Origin of the sequence: Paenibacillus sp., assembly GCF_048976745.1 — a bacterium.
Taxonomy (GTDB): domain Bacteria; phylum Bacillota; class Bacilli; order Paenibacillales; family Paenibacillaceae; genus Paenibacillus.
The window spans coordinates 1-17,841 of the sequence record NZ_JBHGUU010000007.1 but is presented as its reverse complement, the minus strand read 5'-3'; the positions used below and the strand labels follow the sequence as shown (position 1 = coordinate 17,841).

Here is a 17,841-nt window from a genome sequence, read left to right as displayed (position 1 = left end):
TTTTTAAAGCCGCAGGCATAGCCTGCGGCTTTTTGCGCGCAAAAACAGGTATTCGATGGTTGTAAGCAATGCATATGAAACGATCCAAAAGGAGAACCGCCCATGTTAACATTCAAATATTTATTTCAAAATAACGACCTTGCCGAGATGATTCTGAAGAATTGGAGCTATGATCCCGAATCGCTGGACATGTTTCAGTATTATCGCATATCCTCCAATGCCGTGTACCCGTTCAGAGAGCAGAGGGAAGTTCGATTGCTTCGTTTTGCCCCGGTAGAGGAGAAAAATCAAATCAACCTTAGCGCTGAACTGGAGTTCCTCCGTTATCTTCGAACGAATCATTATGGAGCCATGGAGGTTGTACCTGCCCATTCAGGAACAGAACTTGTAGAGGCTCACACGCCATGGGGGACGTACTACGCTTCCGTATTCAAGAGAGTGCCCGGTTCACCGTTAGGAAGCATTGATCTGAATAACTCCATCTTGTACAGCTATGGTCAGGCTTTGGGAGAGTTACATCATCTATCGCGATCATTCATACCTGAGCAAAAGCAGCAGCAGCGCTGGACCTATACAGATGTTTTGGATTGGATGCAGGAGATTCTGGAGGATTTTCCTGCGGAGAAGGTGGCTCTGAACGAGGTAGAGCTTCTCCGAACATATTTTGCGACTTGGCCTATGACCCAGCAGAATTTCGGACTCATCCACTATGATTTTGAACTGGACAATGTGTTCTATGACGAGGGTAGCCAGTCTTGTTATGTCATTGATTTTGATGACTCGATGTATCACTGGTACGCGATGGATGTGGAGCAAAGTCTGGATAGTCTGCGTGAGGAAATTGAGCCTGAGCACTGGGAGCAGAAGAAGCAATGGTTCCTGAACGGGTACTGGTCCAAGGCGGGAGAACGTTATGATCTGGAGAGCATGTACCCCGCATGTCGCCGGTTTGCCAATCTATATGGATATGTTCGAGTGCTTCGGTCTGCTGAAGAGCAGTGGTTACATGAGCCGGAATGGATGAGCGGACTAAGAGCAAGATGTAGTCGGAAAATGACGGAACAAGCAAATCAATTTGGTCATCCGATGTAAAGTCTGCACGTAAACAGTTATATCCCCCAGTACATTAAACATTGAACGTTGTCTCGTCCCATACCAGGAGCAGTCCTCATAACAAACAAACCAGCTTGGAAAATCGATTGTAGCATCCCCAAGCTGGTTTGCTGCTTTTACTTAGTGCAGGCTACCCCGTTGATTCATGATCTTATGCTCTTTCTACATATGTATCTACTTTTCTAGTCAAGACTCATGTCGAAATCAGGCTCACACATATAATCTAAGGGGTACAGATCATCTCGCGCCGAGATTAATGCACGGAAATGCAGATCCCTGATACCGTGCTCAGTTGCGCTTCCATCGGCGTGATTGGAGACAAGTTCAGCTACCACAAATACATCCTCCGCGCGATTACATTTAAACAGAACATTGTCCGGATGAATGACCTCCTCCAGGTAACTGTAGGTCATCACGTGAAAGGTTTGTCCTCGCCAGTTTGTCTTGATTACTTTATAGGACTGTGTGCGAACCAGATCCAGATAACGTTCTAGCTGAAATGTGTGTTCAAATTGCGTAATGTAGCCTTTTTTGTCCACATCAATCGTAAATTCCACATCATAACTCACATGCATTTCATCTTTATACGTTCCGTTCATGACCTTCATGGCGTCAAAGTGTGATCCGAATTCCGGATCTTCCACATAGGGAATGGTAATGAGTTCGGGGGCAATATAATCTGTGATCTTACTATTCATGGAAGGTGGGCTGTAATACTTCGATGGCTGAAGATCAATCGATCCAATCATGCTTCCTGGGAAACCGGGGCAGCAAGTTATTCGCATAGTCATCTCCTTCGTTGTTGTTGGTCAGTAGTTAGACGAACGAGTAAGAAGAAAGTTGCACCAGAATAAGGAAATGAAAGATGGACGTGAATCCGGCGTGTTCCGTATGAATAGGAGTACGGGCACATTTCCAATCTAGCGGCTCTTTTGATAAAGTAACTGTAGGACATATTGGAGGTATATATCATATATGGAACAGGCACTTCAGATCCTGATGCGAAATGCACGAGCAGAAGAGAATACCTTGTTGTACATGCTGCATGAGGAGGCACGTTTCGATCAGGAACGATTCTGGGAATACGTAAACAGTATAGTGGAACTGACTCGTCTTACTGCCAATCAGCCTTTGGATCGAGAACTTTCCAGTGCCATCAGCTTTACCTATTCCAAAATCATGGAGCATCTGCATTGGCTCCAGTTGGATCGTGATGTGTATGAGATTGAACAGTTTCCATATGTCTACGCACATCAGATTGTGAATCTGCTAGGCAATGTAGTTAACGGTTTCTATCAAGGTATCGCACCAGATGAAGCCTGTTTCGATGAGGAGTTTCCCAATCCAGCCTTCACAGGCAAAATGGCAGAAGAGCAACCAGCTGTTCTGCAGCTGGGCTACTATAAACAACATACGAATGTACACGCCCTTGGCTTCCGAGAGGAAGATGGGACATATCGAATTGTTTTGAACGAAGAGGAGTCCATCTAATGAAAATGTGATCGAACACCAGTCGCTTACTTTTGTGGGAATTAAACGAACGTTCTCTTGTGTGGATGGTGAGAATTTAAGAGAAATTCCTAAGATGTGGCAGGATACATTGGCAGACGGAATGGATGAACGTTTAAACGGATTCAATAACGGAGATATTCCCGGTCTGGTGGGCATCTGTGTAGATCAGAGAGAGCTGCAGGACAATCAAATGGAGTACTGGATTGCCACCTCTCACTCAGGTGAAGTGCCTGAAGGTTTGGTGTCCATCGAACTTCCTGCGTCCCATTGGGCTGTATTTGAGGCCGATGAATTAGAGCCCGAGGCGATACAACGGTTGTGGCACCATATTATGACAGAGTGGTTTCCCTCCACTTCATATCAGCATGCAGGGATTCCGGAACTTGAAGTGTACAGAGGTCACGGCACACCTCCCCAAGTCTGGATACCTGTAAAATCGGTGTAAGCAAAATTGAATTTGGAGGTCTACGATGTTATCCAATAAAGTGATTGATCATTGCCAGGAGCAAGGCTGGTGGCATGAAGATGTTCCAGCAGCCTACGAAGAAGCGTTACGCAAGCTTGAGATTGATCTTCAATCCGATTTTGCACAATTTTATTTACATGCAGAGGATGGACCGACTTTTTACAGCAGGCATCAGGAGTTGTATCAGATCTGCTGGGTTATGGAGAACACCGTATATATGGAAGACATGAATGTAGCACAGCTTACACTGGGACTTCCCGAGGCGTATATTCCACTGGACAGTTTTGAAGGTGAAGGTGGATTTTTCTACAACCGTCAGACGGGAGAAGTGGTGCTGGTGGAATTGGGGGAGTCCATCGAACGGTTTCTTAATGGCGAGAGTAACCCGCAATGGACTGATTTCAATGCTTTTCTGGAGTGGTATTTCGTCCTGGAGGAGGAGACGGTGACATGAAAGAGCTGACACCGGAACATGCCGAACTGGAGCGACACATTATAGAAACGGTAGAAGCCGGCAATGTGCTGGATGAGACGCAGCAGCATGAACAAGCACTTATCTATTATGATCAGGCATGGGGCATGTTGCCGGAGCCAAAGATGGAATGGGAGATTGCAAGCTGGATCGCATCCTGCCACGGGAATGCACATATGGATCTGAAGCAATATGAACTGGCGAAGCCGTGGGCTGAGATATCATTGCAAACGCGGGGTACGGATAGCAATACGAGTCCGTTGATCGATCTCGGCATGATCTGCATGAGACTTGGACAGCATGACGAGGCCTATTCGTATCTGCATCAGGCGTATGAGTTTGGCAGAGAGCGTGCATTTCTGGGAAGCCCAGGGGACGTGTTGAACTATTATAAGGAAGAGTGCGCCAAACGAGAGTAGAGTGTTCCCGACCATACCATGAAACAAAAAGGTACCCCGGTTTGGCCAAAACTTGACCACAGGAGTACCTTTTCGATTATTACGGGATGTTCGACTTCATCTAATCCGAAATGTTACGCGTATAGTATTCAATAATATCCTTACGACGGATAATACCGAGGAAGACACGATCGACATCCACCACGGGCACAAAATTTTGGTCTGCTGCAAGTGTCAGCATATCCTCCATTTCAGCCTCAATGAATACACATTCATTATATACCCGATTGTTAATCTCATGGACTTGAACCTGATCCATCGTGTCAAAAGTCAATCCGGGTGTATTTCGCATTTTCCATAACAAATCGCCTTCGGACAGGGTAGCAACATATTTTCCATCCTGGTCAATCACGGGAATGGCGGTGTAGTGTTGCGATTCCAATTGCTCAATAGCATCTTTCATGGAAGCGGTAGACTTGATATAGGCCACTTCGGCTTTGGGGAGTAAAAAATAGCTGATTTCCATCATCGGGCTCCTTTTCAGCCTTTTGCATAGCAAAAAAGCTTTAGTATGTAATTCCACTCTTCTTATTTAAACATATTATGTGAGCTTTCGGCTATTTTTAATGATAAATTCGTCAGATTTGTTTCATTGTTTAAATGGCTCTGGAAATCTATAGTGTATATTGAGGTGATGTAACCATGAAATCCAAACGTAAATTAATGTACGGACTGCTGCCCATCTTATTTGCAGGTGGAATCGGAATGTATCTATACATGCAGAATAACAAAGAAGCAGAGGCCAAACCCCAGACCACCGTGAATCAGTACATAGAGCATCTGCAGAAAAAAGAGTTTGACCAACTGTATACCTTGATGACACCTGCTTCGCTGCAAGAGTCGGGCATGAACAAGGAACAATTTGTTGAGAAATACAATGCGATCTATTCGGGTATGGAAGTATCCACCGTCAAGGCTGAGGTTAAACCTGTGGATGTAACGGAAACGGCTTCCGATGACAATAAGACCGACACAGAGAAACAAAACCCGGATACGTATGAAGTGGATTATGATCTGCAACTGACAACGTTTTTGGGAGAAGTAAATGAGACACATACATTGAAACTTATCCGGCAGGAGCTGGAGGACGGCAGCAAAAACTGGAAAATTAACTGGCAGCCTTCGCTGATCCTGAATGACATGGTTAAGGGAAGTAAGGTACGCGTGAGGACACTGTTCCCGGATCGGGGAGACATTGTAGATCGTGATGGTTTGCCGCTCGCTACCAAGGGCACGATGAATGAATGGGGTATTGTACCGGAGAAACTTGGTGATAACCCGGACCAGATGATCACGCGAATCGCAAGTCATTATCAGGTTTCGGAAGATGCCATTCACAAAGCACTTGCGCAGACATGGGTGAAGCCGGAGTATTTTGTCCCGATTGGTTCAACGGAGGAATTTGACGTGCCAGAATCTTTAAGCGGGGTTACGATGCAAAGTAAGGAAATCCGTTATTATCCACTCGGCGAGGCGGCTGCCCACCTGATTGGTTACGTACGCAAAGCCACCAAGGAAGATCTGGATAAAGATACGGAAGGGTATTATCGTGCAGAGGATTGGATCGGCAAAGCGGGTTTGGAGCAGTCCATGGAGAAACAGCTGCGCGGTGAACGTGGTGGTCTCATTGAAATCACTGATGAATCCGGTAACTCCCGTTCTGAGCTTATTCGCAAGGATGCTGTGGATGGACAGAATATTCAACTGACAATTAGCTCCACACAACAGAAGAAATTGTATCAGACATTATCCAGTGGTGGAGACGCTGGTGCAATGGTTCTAATGAATCCGACAGACGGCAATCTGCTGGCGTTGGTCAGTTCGCCTTCCTATAACCCGAACAAGATGGTTACAGGACTTACACAGGCAGAGTGGGATGCTTATTCGGCGAATGAGAAGCTTCCTTTTATCAACAGAGTTACGACCCGATATGCACCAGGATCAACTTTCAAAGCGATTACAGCCGCAGCGGGACTGATGGAGAAGGTGACGACAGCGGACAAAACCCATGATATCTCTGGCTTGCAATGGCGTAAAGACGATAGCTGGGGCGGTTATTATGTCAAACGTGTGAAGAGTTTATCTCCGGTTAACATGGTCGACGCACTGGTGTACTCGGACAATATTTACTTTGCCATGGAAGCAATCGAGATGGGTAGCGCCAAGTTTATTGAAGGGATCCAGAAGTTTGGTTTTGGTGATAACTTTGGACTGGATGAACTGTATCTGAAGCCAAGCCAATATGCCAATGAAGCACATCTGGATTTATCTTCCGAGGTGTTACTCGCGGATACGTCCTACGGGCAAGGGGAGATGTTAATGTCCCCGATTCATCTGGCAGCGTCATTTACACCTTTTATTAATGAAGGGAAGCTGGTGAAACCTGTTCTGATCGAGGGAAAAGAAAGCACTGACCCTGAGGTAATTATTACTCCGGAAGCCGCAAATACGGTTAAGAATGCTTTGGGAGAAGTGGTTTCCCGGCAGGGAGGCACCGCCCATACCTTGAATTCAATCCCTGGAGGACTCGCGGGCAAGACGGGAACAGCGGAACTGAAAGCGAAGAAGGGAGAGCAAGGACTGGAGAATGGCTTTTTTGTCACCTTTGATACTGAATCACCGTCTTTTCTGGTGGCAGCAGTGATCGAGGAAGTCAACGGCCGCGGCGGCAGCCATTATGTGGTGGATCGCTTGAAGCCGTTCTTGGAGAAGCTTAAATTGACGGAACAGTAGAAGAACGGTGTACATTTATTTAAAAGCGGGTTGAAGAATTCATTATACTAAGATGTGTTAACTCATGGACTGATTCTCCTTGTGTGAGTGATAGTGTAGCAACTATCATTCTACAGAGTCAGGGTATGAGTTTTTTTGTTTTCCAGTAATACATCTGCGCTTATTCCGCCATTGACGTCAAAACCAACTTGCAATACGAGAAATAACAGATATAATAAGGTTAAATAACATTTTAAATGACGTTTAAATCGTTGTTTAAAAATTAAATTGACACTCAAATACTTACTCATCGTTTATTTTATTCCAGACAAAGGATTCGGGGAGGATACTATGGAAACTGACAAAAAAGTGGAGACCAAAGAGAAGATTTTGCGTGCCACACTGGAGTTAACCAAGAGAGAAGGTTTTGAAGGTATAACCATAAAAAAAATTGCAGAAGCCTCAAGCACAAATGTTGCGTTAGTTAATTATTATTTTGGCTCCAAAGAAAACTTAATTAACGATTCCGTGAAGTTGATATTGAACAGCTTTGAGCATACCTTTGGTATACTGGATGACTATTCATTACCAGCACGAGTTAGATTAAAGCGTTTTTTACTGGATTATTTGCAGGTTATCCTCGAATATCCGGAGTTGCTCTCCAGAATTATTCTTATGGGTAAGACTGTTTTCGCATCCCAACATGAATATGGGGCCTTTTTAAACTTGCTCGGTTTCCCCAAGATTAAGAGTGTTCTAAAAGAGATAACGGACGAACAACAGCCCGAGAAACTGATGACAATGACCGTACAGATTTTTGGAGCGCTTTTTCTCCCGGCACTTATGAGCCCGATTCTGGAATCCGGAGCTTCTGTGAAGATTGCACCTATAGAGGAACAAATTGACTTGCTCTTTGAAAGATACTTTCATTAAAAACCTTGAATTGAGGCGATTGGAATGAATGTGTTCCGAAAATATTGGCAGGACTTAGGATTGGTCATTGGACTTCTTGTATGTATTTATGTTGCAGTGGATTGGGAAACGATTCCGCGGATCAATAGTATTTTATGGTTCAGCTTTGTAGCGATCCTCCTTCATCAGTTTGAAGAGTATCGTTGGCCGGGGTACTTTCCAGGCGTATTTAATACGGTCTTATTTAAAAGTGATTCACCTGAGAGATATCCATTAAATAAACAGTCTGCAATGATAATTAATGTCTTTATTGCTTATCTCTTTTACTTGATCCCTGTTGTGTTCCCATCGATAGTGTGGCTGGGGCTGGCACCTGTTTTGATGGGCTTTTTCCAGATTATTTTCCATGGGCTTGTCTTGAACGTAAAAGCAAAAACTCTCTATAATCCAGGACTATTTACCGCGATATTTCTACATTTGCCAATTGGGATCTGGTATATCCGCTACGTGTATGAGTATCCGTTAATAACCTTAACGGACTGGTTCGTGGGTGTAATTTATTTTTTCATCGCAGTCTATATCTTCATTGTAAAAGGAAACACGTGGCTAAAAAATAAAAACTCGATCCATATTTTTTTACCAAACGAATTAGCTCCCCGTAATAAAAAATAACGGTATAAAGGGCTATCCCCAGTTCAAATGACGGGATAGCCCTGGCCATTATTTATTTTTTTGGAATTCTGCTTATTTTCGGGCAGTTAGCATAAAGCGGGCCGAGTTGGTGCGAATGCCTTGATCGCATCGATTTGTTTCCACAAACTGCTGGAATCGCTCAAGGTCAGAGGCAGTTTCTCCAAAACCGGGAATGATCGGTGTATGGGTGAGCAGAAACAGCAAATCATCCGGTTTGGCGTAGTACTCAGTCGCATCATATTCACGAGCCTGAATGTCATGGAATCCAGCTTCGTGAAGTTCATGTTTATAACGTTCCATTAAAGTACCAGATTGAATGCCGAGGCTTTGCCCACGGCCGAAAGCTTCTGAAATGTTGGATTTATCGTGCTCGCTGACCTGCTGAGTTAGAAAAATCCCACCCGTATCAAGTACCCTGAATACTTCTGATGCAGAGAAGCGGGAGTGCCTGGAGGATACCACATTAAAGAAAGATTCAGGAAAAGCCAGTTTTTCTGCGTCCATTTGCAGAAAGCGTACATTGGAATGAGTTCTCGTACAATGAGCTCTCGCAGCCAGAAGATTCTGCTGTGCGGTCTCAATCATTCCTTGGGCCAGGTCGATTCCCACCAATAACAAGGCTTCTCCCGCAATGGACAGAACAGCTTCTCCACCGCCTGTTCCAATATCCAGTAACAGATCGGCCGATCGCGTATGGCGTACAACTTCCTCATAGAAGTTCCATCCGATTTTCTCCGAGACAACGTTCATGGAGCTGAAGTTCCAGCCATTCGTCCGGCCTACGCGTTCATAAAAGTCAGCGTAATCTATGTTGTTTTTCATTTTCATTTCCTCCAATGTGAGTTTGATTGAACAGGACAAGAGAGTTGAGCCATATCGTTCTATTGTAAATGGTCGAATGGGATCTCAAATGGACAGACGTATCCCTTGATAGCTGGTACGCGTTTTGACCCAGCCCGACCACTATGTACTTCGAATAATACGGAGCAACATCCGTGTCACCTCACAAGTTGGAATGTCTTCATTATATTCAATTGACAGCGTATTCGCGAGGTGTTATTTTGAGGTGGAATCTATTCTAGGAGTTCGAGGTGATCCGTGGTGGCTATCCGTGCTAAGCAGATTTTTGTCAATTTACCTGTTCAAGATTTGAAGAAATCCGTTGAGTTTTTTACCAAGGTGGGATTTGAGTTTGACGCCAATTTTACGGACGAGTTCGCGACTTGTATGATCATCGGGGAAAATATTTACGCCATGCTTCTGGTGGAGGAACGTTTCCAATCCTTCATCTCGAAAAAAATCTCCAATGCTGCCGATACAACCGAAGTCATCGTTGCCCTGTCTGTAGATAGCCGTGAGCAGGTCGATGTGATTGTACAAGCTGCCCTTGATGCAGGAGCGAAGCCATCCAACGAACCACAGGATCACGGATTCATGTACGGATGGAGTTTTCAGGATCTGGATGATCATCTGTGGGAAGTCTCCTATATGGATCTAAGTGCTTTTCCTTCGGAGTGACAAAATGAAAATAACCAGAGCCTTCCTATAGTTTATAGGAAGGTTTTTTTGCATCCATTTATTATCGGAAGTATGCATTCACACATCCCCATGCACATGGACATGAATAGGATAACCCGAGCTTGTTAAAAAACGATCACAGGGAGATGACCATGACCCGTTCAAATGTGAAAAGTTATCGCTATCGGATAGGTAAAAAGGAATATATCGTAATCCAGATTCACCAGACGGCGAAGGGCTATGCCGAGTCAGGGAACGTACTTGCAAGTAATGCAGTTAACGTGCAGATTATGAAACAGAAAAGTCGCCGTTCTTCTCGCAGACGTTAATCTGGCAGCAGAAAAGAGAAGTGGGGAGGGGAATGAATGATGAGTACACGCAAAAAGAAAGCAAAACAGGTTAACCGGGTGGACGTGGACAAAAGCCGTTTGAAATTCCAGGCGCGACAGTCAGCCAAAGCTTCGGTTGGACAGGGCGGTAATGCATTTGCGATCAATGCCAACGAACTGGGCAACATCCGGGTGCGCGCAGGACAGCAGGGCTGAACAGGAGGAGATACCGCGTGTCGGTATCTCCTTTTTCGTTTATGGAAAACACGCACCAAATTTATCCGGTTAACATATGGTGCAATTTACCTTTTTGCTATATGATAAGTGTCGATTCATGTTGACGTTTTGTATCGAAAGATGCCATAAGCTCATGTGCTAAAAAGTTAGAAGGTAAGTATACATACGTTTCTTTTTGATGGAGGGATTAGGATGTATTGTCACATATGTGGGACCAAAAGTAGTCCTGGGGATAGTACGTGCAGAAAGTGTAACACCAAACTGAAAGATGCAAGCTCCACAGAGGAACAGATCTGGGCGGAAACAGCTGTGGGTTTGGAAAAAAGAACTGGGGAAACAGCCGAATTATTATCTCGGCAGCAACAGCCTGCACCCAGACAGGGCAACACCGGTCAAGGCCGCGTATTTAGTTGGATCGTTCCACTGCTACTGGCAGCCATGATGGGGGCGTTGCTAACGTTCTACTACAAGCAGGAGATGGGTATTAATGCGGAGGTGAAATCTCTGCATCAACAGGCGGAACAAGCTGCACTAGCGGGGAAATATAAAGAGGCTCTTCAACTGCTGGACAGCGCGCTAACGAAACGGCCGAACTATGATGCACTTATACAGGATCGGCAAATTACGGCGAAAGCGTTCAATCTGATGAATCAGTTGAATGAGGCTGCCACAAGTCTGAAAACCGGAAAACTCTCAGAAGGAGACAAATCCATTCAGGCAGTAGCGAAAGTACTGAAAGAGCGAGAAGAGCCCGTTTTCACCAAAGTGCGTGCCACATTAAGTAATAGAAAGGTTACCCTGGCTGTACTGAAGGTGAAAAAAGAAATCGATAGTTTGACGACAGTAGAGGCACTGGCTGAGAAGCTGGATACGATATCGAACTTGAAGGGCAAGGAAGCCGAAGCAGTAGAGAAGCAAATTGTTGATAAGCTGGCAGGGATTAGCTACAAGCAGGCTGAGCAGCAAGTCAAGACAAAGGATTTTACAGCGGCATTGCAAACGGTCGATCAAGGGCTGTCTTATGCGCCGGAGGATGACAAACTGACAGCGTATCGTGATCGGGTGCTAAGGGAGAAGAAGAATTTCGAGAAAGCGGAAGCCGAACGGATTCAACTTGCAGAACAACAGGCAGCAGAAGAAGATCTGAAGAATCGAACGTCGGCAGTGAGCATTGTGAATGTCGAAGCAACGTTGGATATGTATGGTGACCTGTATATTAGCGGTTCAATCATAAACAATGCGACCCGGCCGATCTCTTCCGTCACCGTCATGGTTGATATATATGGTACAGACGGCACTTATCTGGGTCAAACCTATGTGGATGTGTATCCAAGCTGGCTTGAAGTGGGTGAAGAAGGATTTTTTGAGACGTATTACTATGGTGTATACGAAGAAGCAGAAGTATCTGTTGTGAATGCAACGTGGTATCTGGAATAGGAGGACAGGTTGGAATGAGCAAACGAATATGGAGCAGCATTATATCGAGTGCAATCATTATAGGAATCGGAGCAGGAGGCGTGTTCTGGATTCACAGTTATACAGCAGATCAGTTGCAGGCTGAGCCGAGATTGGCTGTTTTTAATGCAAAGGAAACAGAAAACGCTGCATCCACCCCCTCCTCCAAGACCGTCGTGAAGAAAACACGTAAACAGATTATTGAAGAGAGTCAGAAGAAAGTGGTTACGATCGAGAGCAGCAGCGGACTAGGCTCCGGTTTTCTCTATAATGATCTGGGAGATGTTGTAACCAATGCTCATGTGGTAGAAGGATCGAAGGAAGTGACGATACGTACCCTGAATCATGAGGAATATAAAGGAACCGTAATCGGAATCGGGGAAGAAACAGATATTGCCGTCGTCCGAGTACCTGATCTGAAAAAGGTGAAACCGCTGGCAATCGCCAAATCTAAAGCCGAGACTGGAGATGAAATTCTGGCTCTGGGGAGCCCGCTGGGGTTGGAAAACACGGTAACTACAGGCATTATCAGCGGTGTTGGACGCAGTTTCGAGATTCCGCCTTACATTTACAGCAATCTGTATCAGATCTCGGCGCCAATTACCCATGGCAACAGTGGCGGACCACTAATCAACGCAGAGACGGGCGAAGTACTTGGTATTAACTCAGCCGTTGTGGAGCAGGAGGGCGGGATTGGGTTCAGTATTCCTATCACTACCGTACTGAAGCAAGTGCAAGCCTGGTCCAAGAAACCATCCAGCACAACGGCGGTTCAGACGGCTGGTGGTAATGGATCGGGATCGACCTCTGCTTCTACAAAAGCAGAAGGGGTGGTGACCGAGTTTTACAACAGTTTGAATCTAGGTGACTATGTTACAGCTTATGCTTTGCTCGGCAGTGAATGGCAGAGCGGCACAAGTTATGCCAAATTTCGTGAGGGTTACCTTAATACGAGTTATGTGACGATTGGAGAGGTCTCTTCTGTAGACAAGGGCAATGATGGAATGGAAGTGACTGCAGTGATTACAGCCGATGAACGCAGGGATGGCGAATATGTAACGACGAAGTATAAGGTTACATATCAGGTTGCTTCTGAGAATGGTCAATTGAAAATACTGCATGGTAAAGGTAAGAAAATAACATAAAATATATCATCAAAGGAGAGTGGGCTGATGTACCACTCTCCTTTTAGATTGCTTATATTCGATGCATCTGTTAAAATACAGAACGAATGTTCAGTATGCATGGGACGGAGTGAAATGGAATGAATATGAATAAAAAGCAACTTCAAACCGAGCAGACCAAGAAGAAACTTGCGGATGCTTCCAAAGCCCTTTTTGTACAAAAAGGCTATAAAGCAACGTCAATTGAAGATATTGTAGCTGCGACAGGCAGCAGTAAAGGTAATATCTATTACCATTTTAAAAGTAAGGAAGGTCTATTCCTCTATCTAATCGATGAGTGGGACCGGGAGTGGGAAGCGAGCTGGGCGGCCAAAGAACATCTCTACCGCACCTCTACGGAGAAGATTTATGGCTTGGCAGAGCAATTGGTACTGGATGATATGAATCACCCGCTAACGAAGGCGGCAGATGAGTTCTTCACTGGGGAGAAGAAAGAAAATGATATTGAGGAACGTATCTCTGTGATGTTTGAACGTCACATCCAATTTAACAAACAACTGGTGGAAGAAGGCATACTGAGCGGAGAGTTCAAAGAGGGTAACGTAGAGCATCTCGCACTGATATTGGAAAGCACCATTATTGGTCTCAGCCAGATGTCGCGGGGGATGGAGCCTGATCAGGCTCTCGCATTATACCGCCAGGCTGCCAGTGTATTCTTACATGGGATTGCAAAAGATAAAGCTTAAGCAACATTTTGACAACTACGGAGGATGGAATCATGGCATTACTAACACGGAACAGGGGCGCATTGCTGCTGTTAATGTTTAATATTTTTCTTGTTTTTACGGGTATTGGTCTGGTTGTGCCGATCATGCCTGCGTATATGGATCTCCTGCATATCACCGGATTTACGGTTGGATTGCTGGTAGCGGCATTTTCCTTCACCCAGTTTCTGTTCTCCCCGCTTGCGGGTCGATGGTCGGATACGTGGGGACGTAAAAAAATTATCGTTGGCGGTATGCTGATCTTTGCCGTATCGGAGTTTATGTTTGGTGCGGTCAATGCGCCAGCCTTGCTCTTCGCAGCCCGGATGCTTGGTGGTATTGGTGCGGCGATGATCTTCCCGGCGGTTATGGCTTACACCGCAGATATTACAACAGAGGAAGAACGCGGCAAAGGTATGGGATTGATTAATGCAGCGATTACAACCGGGTTTATCATCGGTCCGGGAATTGGTGGATACATTGCCGACTTTGGCATTCGAATTCCGTTCTACGCCGCTGGGGTTGCCGGTTTGCTGGCATCCATCATTACATTGATTATTTTGCCGGAATCCACGCGAAGCACAGGTGAGCAGAGTAAACCTGTGGCAGGTACAGAGAAGGTCAAAGCTCCGGGTATGGTATCCCAATTACTGAATTCGTACCGTGAACCGTACTTTTTCAGCTTGATTATCGTGTTTGTTATGGCATTTGGTCTGGCGAACTATGAGACGGTATTTTCACTGTTTGTGGATCACAAGTTTGGCTTCACGACCAAAGACATTGCATTTATCATTACATTTGGTTCCATCGCGGGTGCGGTTGTGCAAGTATCCCTGATCGGTTGGTTGCTCAATCGGTTTGGTGAAAAGATGGTCATTTCAGTCTGTCTGTTATTTGTGGCCGTATTTGTACTGCTGACCTTGTTTGTGCACACGTACTGGCTCATTCTTGTCGTAACGTTTATCGTCTTTCTGGGGATGGATATTTTACGTCCGGCGATCAGTACACAGATGTCCAAACTGGCAGAAGAACAACAGGGCTTTGTGGCCGGATTGAACTCGGCGTATACCAGTTTGGGGAATATTGCAGGTCCAATTGTGGCTGGAGCACTGTTCGATGTGAATATTAACTATCCTTACGTTTCGGCAGCTGCCGTTCTGGCAATCTGTTTCCTGTTATCCCTACGGGTACTCAGAGGGACCAAAGCGGTGAAACAACCGAAGACTGAAATGTAATTGTTCGGAAAAGACGTAAGAGCATTGATTTTTGGTATAATAAGAAATGCTGGAAGTGAATTAGATGGGCTGGGTTGCATAATAAGTTACCGAGGACGGTCATTTTTAAGCATATACAGGATTATTGGAGTGATAACATGAGCAATGCAAAGGGAAAAGGCGGCACCGGCCGTGGTACGGGAAAAAAAGGCTGGAACCGTTGGCAAGCCGCTGCTAACCGGGCGAAAAGTGCCCCGAAGCCTTATAAAAGTAAAGGTACAAAGAAGAAGGACGATACCGAAACTTCAAGTGGCAAGCCCGAGTAAGTATGGCTTGACGATGCCAGAGGAGAGAGCTGCCTGACTATCGGGTGGGTCTCTTTTTGTTTGAAAAGATAAAAAAAATAAATTGACAGTAGTGTAGATCTGATAATAAAATAGTGCTTACGCAAATTAGATGGTAGTGCTACTATATAGAGAAAGGAGCATCAGCATGCCCGTTAATATGGATGAAAATCCACTTGGACTGATTCTGTCACGGACTTATCTGGCATACAAAAAAACAACAACCAGAAATCTGAGCGAACAGGATATTACGCCGGAACAATTTGCAGTTCTGAATGAATTGAGCAAGGCTGGAAGCCCTATATCACAGAAAAAGCTGGCTGAATTAACAGTTCGGGACCAGACAACGGTAGGCAAAATTATAGACAAGTTGATTCGCAAGGGTCTGGTGACAAGAGAAGAAGATCCACAGGATCGCAGAGCGGTTTTGCTTTGTTTAACGGCGGAAGGACTGGACATGAATAACGTTCTGACACCTAAGGCAAAACAGCAAGAGCAAGAGGCACTCGCCGAATGTTCCCCTGAAGAGCTTGAAGCATTCATGAATGTAATGAATCGGATCTATGAAAAGATGAAATAAATTTTTTTGGTCATATATATGCATGTGCATATATATGTAGTGCATTTATTTTAATTTTAACTAATGGGAGTCGTGAAAGAATGAAAAGCTTCAAAGATTTTCTTAAGGTGCCACAGACAAAAATAGGGTTAGTTTTTGCATTGATTGTTCCACTGTTATTTGTTGTGATCTGGATGACGGGTTATCATCAAGCCACGGAGAGAGTGGATCAACTTCAAGTTGCTCTGGTGAACGAAGACGGGACACAGGGGACAGAGGTGCAGAAGCAGATTGAAAAGCTCGCGCCTTTTCATGTCAATGTACTGGATTCTGCCGAGGAAGCTGATCAGCAGATGAATGCAGGTAACTATGCGATGGTTATTGTTATTCCTGAAGGATTCACTGACCAGATTGAAGCAGGTACCGAGGCGAGTTTGTCCTTCTATATTAATCAGGGGAATGCTGATGTAGCCAAATCCATTGTGGAACACGCGGCGACTGGAATGACTACACAGATGGGTGAAGGGATTTTGGAGTCCAAGGTTCAAGTGAAACTTAACCAGAATGGTACTAACAATGATGAGCTGAGTGCAGCTATTGGACAAGCAATGGCAAAGATGAATGAAGGGCCTGTGAAGGCTGAGATTAATAAAACAAACAGTGTAAGTGATTTTGCTACATCAATGCTGCCGATGATTTTGGGTTTTATCACCTACATTGCTTCAATGACCATGAACATTCAGTTCAATATTACGTCGAATATGATGAAGCGTACCCATTCCAAATGGGAAATCTTCTGGGGACGGCAAATGTTGTTACTGTGTATAGCAGTGATTGTTCCTCTAATTGTGGATACAGTTGCTCTTCTGTTCACGGATGTGGCGAGCTCCTTCGGCACGTTGTATCTGTATCATGTGCTGGTGAGTTTGGCGTGTATCTGTTTTACACAAATGAGTTTTGCCCTGTTTGGCAATGCAGGCCCTCTATTTAATGTAGCGATGGTTCCACTCCAGTTGATGACAGCAGGAAATATCATTCCAGCCGAGATGCTGGCGCCATTCTACCGTTATATCGGTAACTTTCTGCCCGCTTCCAATGGGGTACAGGGATTTATGCGTTTGATCTATAGTGGAGAAGCAGTGGGGGGATACATGGTTCATCTTCTGTTGATCTCGATTATTACGTGGGGGATTACGGTGCTACGAGTTGGCATGCAAAAAGCAGGTAATGGACAAATGACGATAACGCCTCCAGCATCAGCACAGGCACAACATTAAGAGTTTCCTTCTATATATAATGTAATAACACCGAAGAAAGTGGTTCACGTATAGTGATATGCGTGCATCACTTTTTTTGTTTATCTTCTATAGTACTCCTACTTATACTCGTAGTGACTCGCAGTGCACCTCGGTAATCTTGAAAGACGTTGATATGAGGTATAAGCATAATTGAGCATATTAATGAAGTTAAAATAAAAACCATAGATGAGAGCAACGCAGTGAGGGGAGTTGATTTGTAGTAAATGAATTTTATTAAATTAAGTATTGTAATTAATATCTATGCGTGATATATTATTAGTCCGGCCAAGAAAACACAGTTGAATACTGGTGAGGCAAGCAAATCAAAAATAAGCTTCGAAAGAAACTTAAAAAAGAACTTGCAAAGTTGGTTCGGACATGATATTATATAAGAGTTGCTGAAGAGAATGACATTCGGTGGCGAAACAAGTTTGATCTTTGAAAACTGAACAACGAGTGAGTAAACATTCTGCTTGCAGAATGAACGCAAAAGTTCGAAACAAGCCTTGGCTTGAATCGGCTGGAGCACAAATGAGATTTTTAATCTCGTCAGATTCAAAATGAGCTTATCGCTCTTTTCAATACTTTATTGGAGAGTTTGATCCTGGCTCAGGACGAACGCTGGCGGCATGCCTAATACATGCAAGTCGAGCGGAGTTGA

At 44.7% G+C, this 17,841-nt stretch carries 21 protein-coding genes and 1 rRNA gene; 19 read left to right on the top strand and 3 right to left on the bottom strand.

Annotated features, from left to right (window positions below; all coding sequences use genetic code 11):
- Positions 1–102 precede the first annotated feature (102 nt).
- The gene (locus tag ACE3K2_RS14225) at positions 103–1,092 is read left to right on the top strand and encodes a phosphotransferase enzyme family protein (RefSeq protein ID WP_421891297.1); all 990 of its coding nucleotides are present in this window, start codon (positions 103–105) and stop codon (positions 1,090–1,092) included.
- A 203-nt stretch (positions 1,093–1,295) separates the two neighbouring features.
- Here the strand turns inward: ACE3K2_RS14225 and ACE3K2_RS14220 are convergent, their stop codons facing one another.
- The gene (locus ACE3K2_RS14220; RefSeq protein ID WP_421891294.1) at positions 1,296–1,898 is read right to left on the bottom strand and encodes a hypothetical protein; all 603 of its coding nucleotides are present in this window, start codon (positions 1,896–1,898) and stop codon (positions 1,296–1,298) included.
- Between the two features lie 190 nt (positions 1,899–2,088).
- Between ACE3K2_RS14220 and ACE3K2_RS14215 the strand changes: the two genes are divergently transcribed.
- Genes ACE3K2_RS14215 through ACE3K2_RS14200 form a run of 4 tightly spaced genes read left to right on the top strand, consistent with a single transcriptional unit; the run spans position 2,089 to position 3,982 of the window.
- The gene (locus ACE3K2_RS14215; RefSeq protein ID WP_421891291.1) at positions 2,089–2,604 is read left to right on the top strand and encodes a hypothetical protein; all 516 of its coding nucleotides are present in this window, start codon (positions 2,089–2,091) and stop codon (positions 2,602–2,604) included.
- Positions 2,605–2,611: 7 nt separating this feature from the next.
- Positions 2,612–3,070 (top strand): GyrI-like domain-containing protein, encoded by a 459-nt coding sequence (locus tag ACE3K2_RS14210; RefSeq protein WP_421891287.1) that lies wholly within the window; start codon positions 2,612–2,614, stop codon positions 3,068–3,070.
- Positions 3,071–3,095: 25 nt separating this feature from the next.
- Positions 3,096–3,545 carry a hypothetical protein gene (locus tag ACE3K2_RS14205; protein ID WP_421891284.1) on the top strand — a complete coding sequence of 150 codons (450 nt, stop codon included), beginning with the start codon at positions 3,096–3,098 and terminating at the stop codon, positions 3,543–3,545.
- Positions 3,542–3,982, top strand: a complete 441-nt coding sequence (locus tag ACE3K2_RS14200) for a hypothetical protein (RefSeq protein WP_421891282.1) — start codon at positions 3,542–3,544, stop codon at positions 3,980–3,982. Before ACE3K2_RS14205 ends, ACE3K2_RS14200 begins: the two co-directional genes overlap by 4 nt.
- Positions 3,983–4,082: 100 nt before the next feature.
- Here ACE3K2_RS14200 and ACE3K2_RS14195 read toward each other — a convergent pair whose 3' ends face one another.
- A complete protein-coding gene (locus ACE3K2_RS14195; protein WP_047840578.1) occupies positions 4,083–4,487 on the bottom strand; it encodes a CBS domain-containing protein in 405 nt (134 codons plus the stop codon).
- Positions 4,488–4,663: 176 nt separating this feature from the next.
- On the opposite strand from ACE3K2_RS14195, the gene ACE3K2_RS14190 reads away from it, so the two are divergent.
- The 3 genes from ACE3K2_RS14190 (at position 4,664) to ACE3K2_RS14180 (ending at position 8,317) form a co-directional block, all read left to right on the top strand.
- Positions 4,664–6,754: a penicillin-binding transpeptidase domain-containing protein gene (locus tag ACE3K2_RS14190; protein ID WP_421891279.1), complete on the top strand. Its 2,091-nt coding sequence runs from the start codon at positions 4,664–4,666 to the stop codon at positions 6,752–6,754.
- A 330-nt stretch (positions 6,755–7,084) separates the two neighbouring features.
- Positions 7,085–7,666, top strand: coding sequence for a TetR/AcrR family transcriptional regulator (locus ACE3K2_RS14185; protein WP_421891275.1), 582 nt, complete (start codon positions 7,085–7,087; stop codon positions 7,664–7,666).
- Positions 7,667–7,690: 24 nt separating this feature from the next.
- Entirely contained in the window at positions 7,691–8,317 is a 627-nt protein-coding gene (locus ACE3K2_RS14180; RefSeq protein WP_421891273.1) for an HXXEE domain-containing protein, read from the top strand.
- A gap of 72 nt (positions 8,318–8,389) precedes the next feature.
- On the opposite strand, the gene ACE3K2_RS14175 is transcribed toward ACE3K2_RS14180, so the two are convergent.
- Positions 8,390–9,160 (bottom strand): class I SAM-dependent methyltransferase, encoded by a 771-nt coding sequence (locus ACE3K2_RS14175; protein ID WP_421891271.1) that lies wholly within the window; start codon positions 9,158–9,160, stop codon positions 8,390–8,392.
- A gap of 279 nt (positions 9,161–9,439) precedes the next feature.
- Here ACE3K2_RS14175 and ACE3K2_RS14170 point away from each other — a divergent pair, with 279 nt between their 5' ends.
- The 11 genes from ACE3K2_RS14170 to ACE3K2_RS14120 form a co-directional block, all read left to right on the top strand.
- The gene (locus ACE3K2_RS14170; protein ID WP_421891268.1) at positions 9,440–9,856 is read left to right on the top strand and encodes a VOC family protein; all 417 of its coding nucleotides are present in this window, start codon (positions 9,440–9,442) and stop codon (positions 9,854–9,856) included.
- Between the two features lie 152 nt (positions 9,857–10,008).
- The gene (locus ACE3K2_RS14165) at positions 10,009–10,185 is read left to right on the top strand and encodes a hypothetical protein (protein ID WP_421891266.1); all 177 of its coding nucleotides are present in this window, start codon (positions 10,009–10,011) and stop codon (positions 10,183–10,185) included.
- A gap of 36 nt (positions 10,186–10,221) precedes the next feature.
- Positions 10,222–10,401 (top strand): hypothetical protein, encoded by a 180-nt coding sequence (locus tag ACE3K2_RS14160; protein ID WP_310342688.1) that lies wholly within the window; start codon positions 10,222–10,224, stop codon positions 10,399–10,401.
- Between the two features lie 213 nt (positions 10,402–10,614).
- On the top strand, positions 10,615–11,859 hold the full coding sequence (locus ACE3K2_RS14155) for an FxLYD domain-containing protein (protein WP_421891263.1): 1,245 nt from the start codon (positions 10,615–10,617) through the stop codon (positions 11,857–11,859).
- Between the two features lie 14 nt (positions 11,860–11,873).
- Positions 11,874–13,022 carry a S1C family serine protease gene (locus tag ACE3K2_RS14150; RefSeq protein WP_421891260.1) on the top strand — a complete coding sequence of 383 codons (1,149 nt, stop codon included), beginning with the start codon at positions 11,874–11,876 and terminating at the stop codon, positions 13,020–13,022.
- Positions 13,023–13,147: 125 nt separating this feature from the next.
- The gene (locus ACE3K2_RS14145) at positions 13,148–13,747 is read left to right on the top strand and encodes a TetR family transcriptional regulator C-terminal domain-containing protein (protein ID WP_421891558.1); all 600 of its coding nucleotides are present in this window, start codon (positions 13,148–13,150) and stop codon (positions 13,745–13,747) included.
- A 32-nt stretch (positions 13,748–13,779) separates the two neighbouring features.
- Complete coding sequence (locus ACE3K2_RS14140) at positions 13,780–15,000, top strand: MFS transporter (RefSeq protein ID WP_421891257.1); 1,221 nt, start codon at positions 13,780–13,782, stop codon at positions 14,998–15,000.
- 137 nt (positions 15,001–15,137) lie between these two features.
- Positions 15,138–15,305 (top strand): DUF3934 family protein, encoded by a 168-nt coding sequence (locus ACE3K2_RS14135; protein WP_074093608.1) that lies wholly within the window; start codon positions 15,138–15,140, stop codon positions 15,303–15,305.
- A 166-nt stretch (positions 15,306–15,471) separates the two neighbouring features.
- Positions 15,472–15,903 carry a MarR family winged helix-turn-helix transcriptional regulator gene (locus tag ACE3K2_RS14130; RefSeq protein WP_421891253.1) on the top strand — a complete coding sequence of 144 codons (432 nt, stop codon included), beginning with the start codon at positions 15,472–15,474 and terminating at the stop codon, positions 15,901–15,903.
- Positions 15,904–15,983: 80 nt separating this feature from the next.
- Entirely contained in the window at positions 15,984–17,159 is a 1,176-nt protein-coding gene (locus tag ACE3K2_RS14125; protein ID WP_421891251.1) for a YhgE/Pip domain-containing protein, read from the top strand.
- A gap of 607 nt (positions 17,160–17,766) precedes the next feature.
- Positions 17,767–17,841, top strand: a 16S ribosomal RNA gene (locus ACE3K2_RS14120); the annotation flags it as partial.

Bases quoted from the DNA above. Each gene is read 5' to 3' on its own strand.
- ACE3K2_RS14225 (WP_421891297.1), top strand. From the start codon at position 103: ATGTTAACATTCAAATATTTATTTCAAAATAACGACCTTGCCGAGATG.
- ACE3K2_RS14220 (WP_421891294.1), bottom strand. From the start codon at position 1,898: ATGCGAATAACTTGCTGCCCCGGTTTCCCAGGAAGCATGATTGGATCG.
- ACE3K2_RS14215 (WP_421891291.1), top strand. From the start codon at position 2,089: ATGGAACAGGCACTTCAGATCCTGATGCGAAATGCACGAGCAGAAGAG.
- ACE3K2_RS14205 (WP_421891284.1), top strand. From the start codon at position 3,096: ATGTTATCCAATAAAGTGATTGATCATTGCCAGGAGCAAGGCTGGTGG.
- ACE3K2_RS14200 (WP_421891282.1), top strand. From the start codon at position 3,542: ATGAAAGAGCTGACACCGGAACATGCCGAACTGGAGCGACACATTATA.
- ACE3K2_RS14195 (WP_047840578.1), bottom strand. From the start codon at position 4,487: ATGGAAATCAGCTATTTTTTACTCCCCAAAGCCGAAGTGGCCTATATC.
- ACE3K2_RS14190 (WP_421891279.1), top strand. From the start codon at position 4,664: ATGAAATCCAAACGTAAATTAATGTACGGACTGCTGCCCATCTTATTT.
- ACE3K2_RS14185 (WP_421891275.1), top strand. From the start codon at position 7,085: ATGGAAACTGACAAAAAAGTGGAGACCAAAGAGAAGATTTTGCGTGCC.
- ACE3K2_RS14180 (WP_421891273.1), top strand. From the start codon at position 7,691: ATGAATGTGTTCCGAAAATATTGGCAGGACTTAGGATTGGTCATTGGA.
- ACE3K2_RS14175 (WP_421891271.1), bottom strand. From the start codon at position 9,160: ATGAAAAACAACATAGATTACGCTGACTTTTATGAACGCGTAGGCCGG.
- ACE3K2_RS14165 (WP_421891266.1), top strand. From the start codon at position 10,009: ATGACCCGTTCAAATGTGAAAAGTTATCGCTATCGGATAGGTAAAAAG.
- ACE3K2_RS14160 (WP_310342688.1), top strand. From the start codon at position 10,222: ATGATGAGTACACGCAAAAAGAAAGCAAAACAGGTTAACCGGGTGGAC.
- ACE3K2_RS14155 (WP_421891263.1), top strand. From the start codon at position 10,615: ATGTATTGTCACATATGTGGGACCAAAAGTAGTCCTGGGGATAGTACG.
- ACE3K2_RS14150 (WP_421891260.1), top strand. From the start codon at position 11,874: ATGAGCAAACGAATATGGAGCAGCATTATATCGAGTGCAATCATTATA.
- ACE3K2_RS14145 (WP_421891558.1), top strand. From the start codon at position 13,148: ATGAATAAAAAGCAACTTCAAACCGAGCAGACCAAGAAGAAACTTGCG.
- ACE3K2_RS14140 (WP_421891257.1), top strand. From the start codon at position 13,780: ATGGCATTACTAACACGGAACAGGGGCGCATTGCTGCTGTTAATGTTT.
- ACE3K2_RS14135 (WP_074093608.1), top strand. From the start codon at position 15,138: ATGAGCAATGCAAAGGGAAAAGGCGGCACCGGCCGTGGTACGGGAAAA.
- ACE3K2_RS14130 (WP_421891253.1), top strand. From the start codon at position 15,472: ATGCCCGTTAATATGGATGAAAATCCACTTGGACTGATTCTGTCACGG.
- ACE3K2_RS14125 (WP_421891251.1), top strand. From the start codon at position 15,984: ATGAAAAGCTTCAAAGATTTTCTTAAGGTGCCACAGACAAAAATAGGG.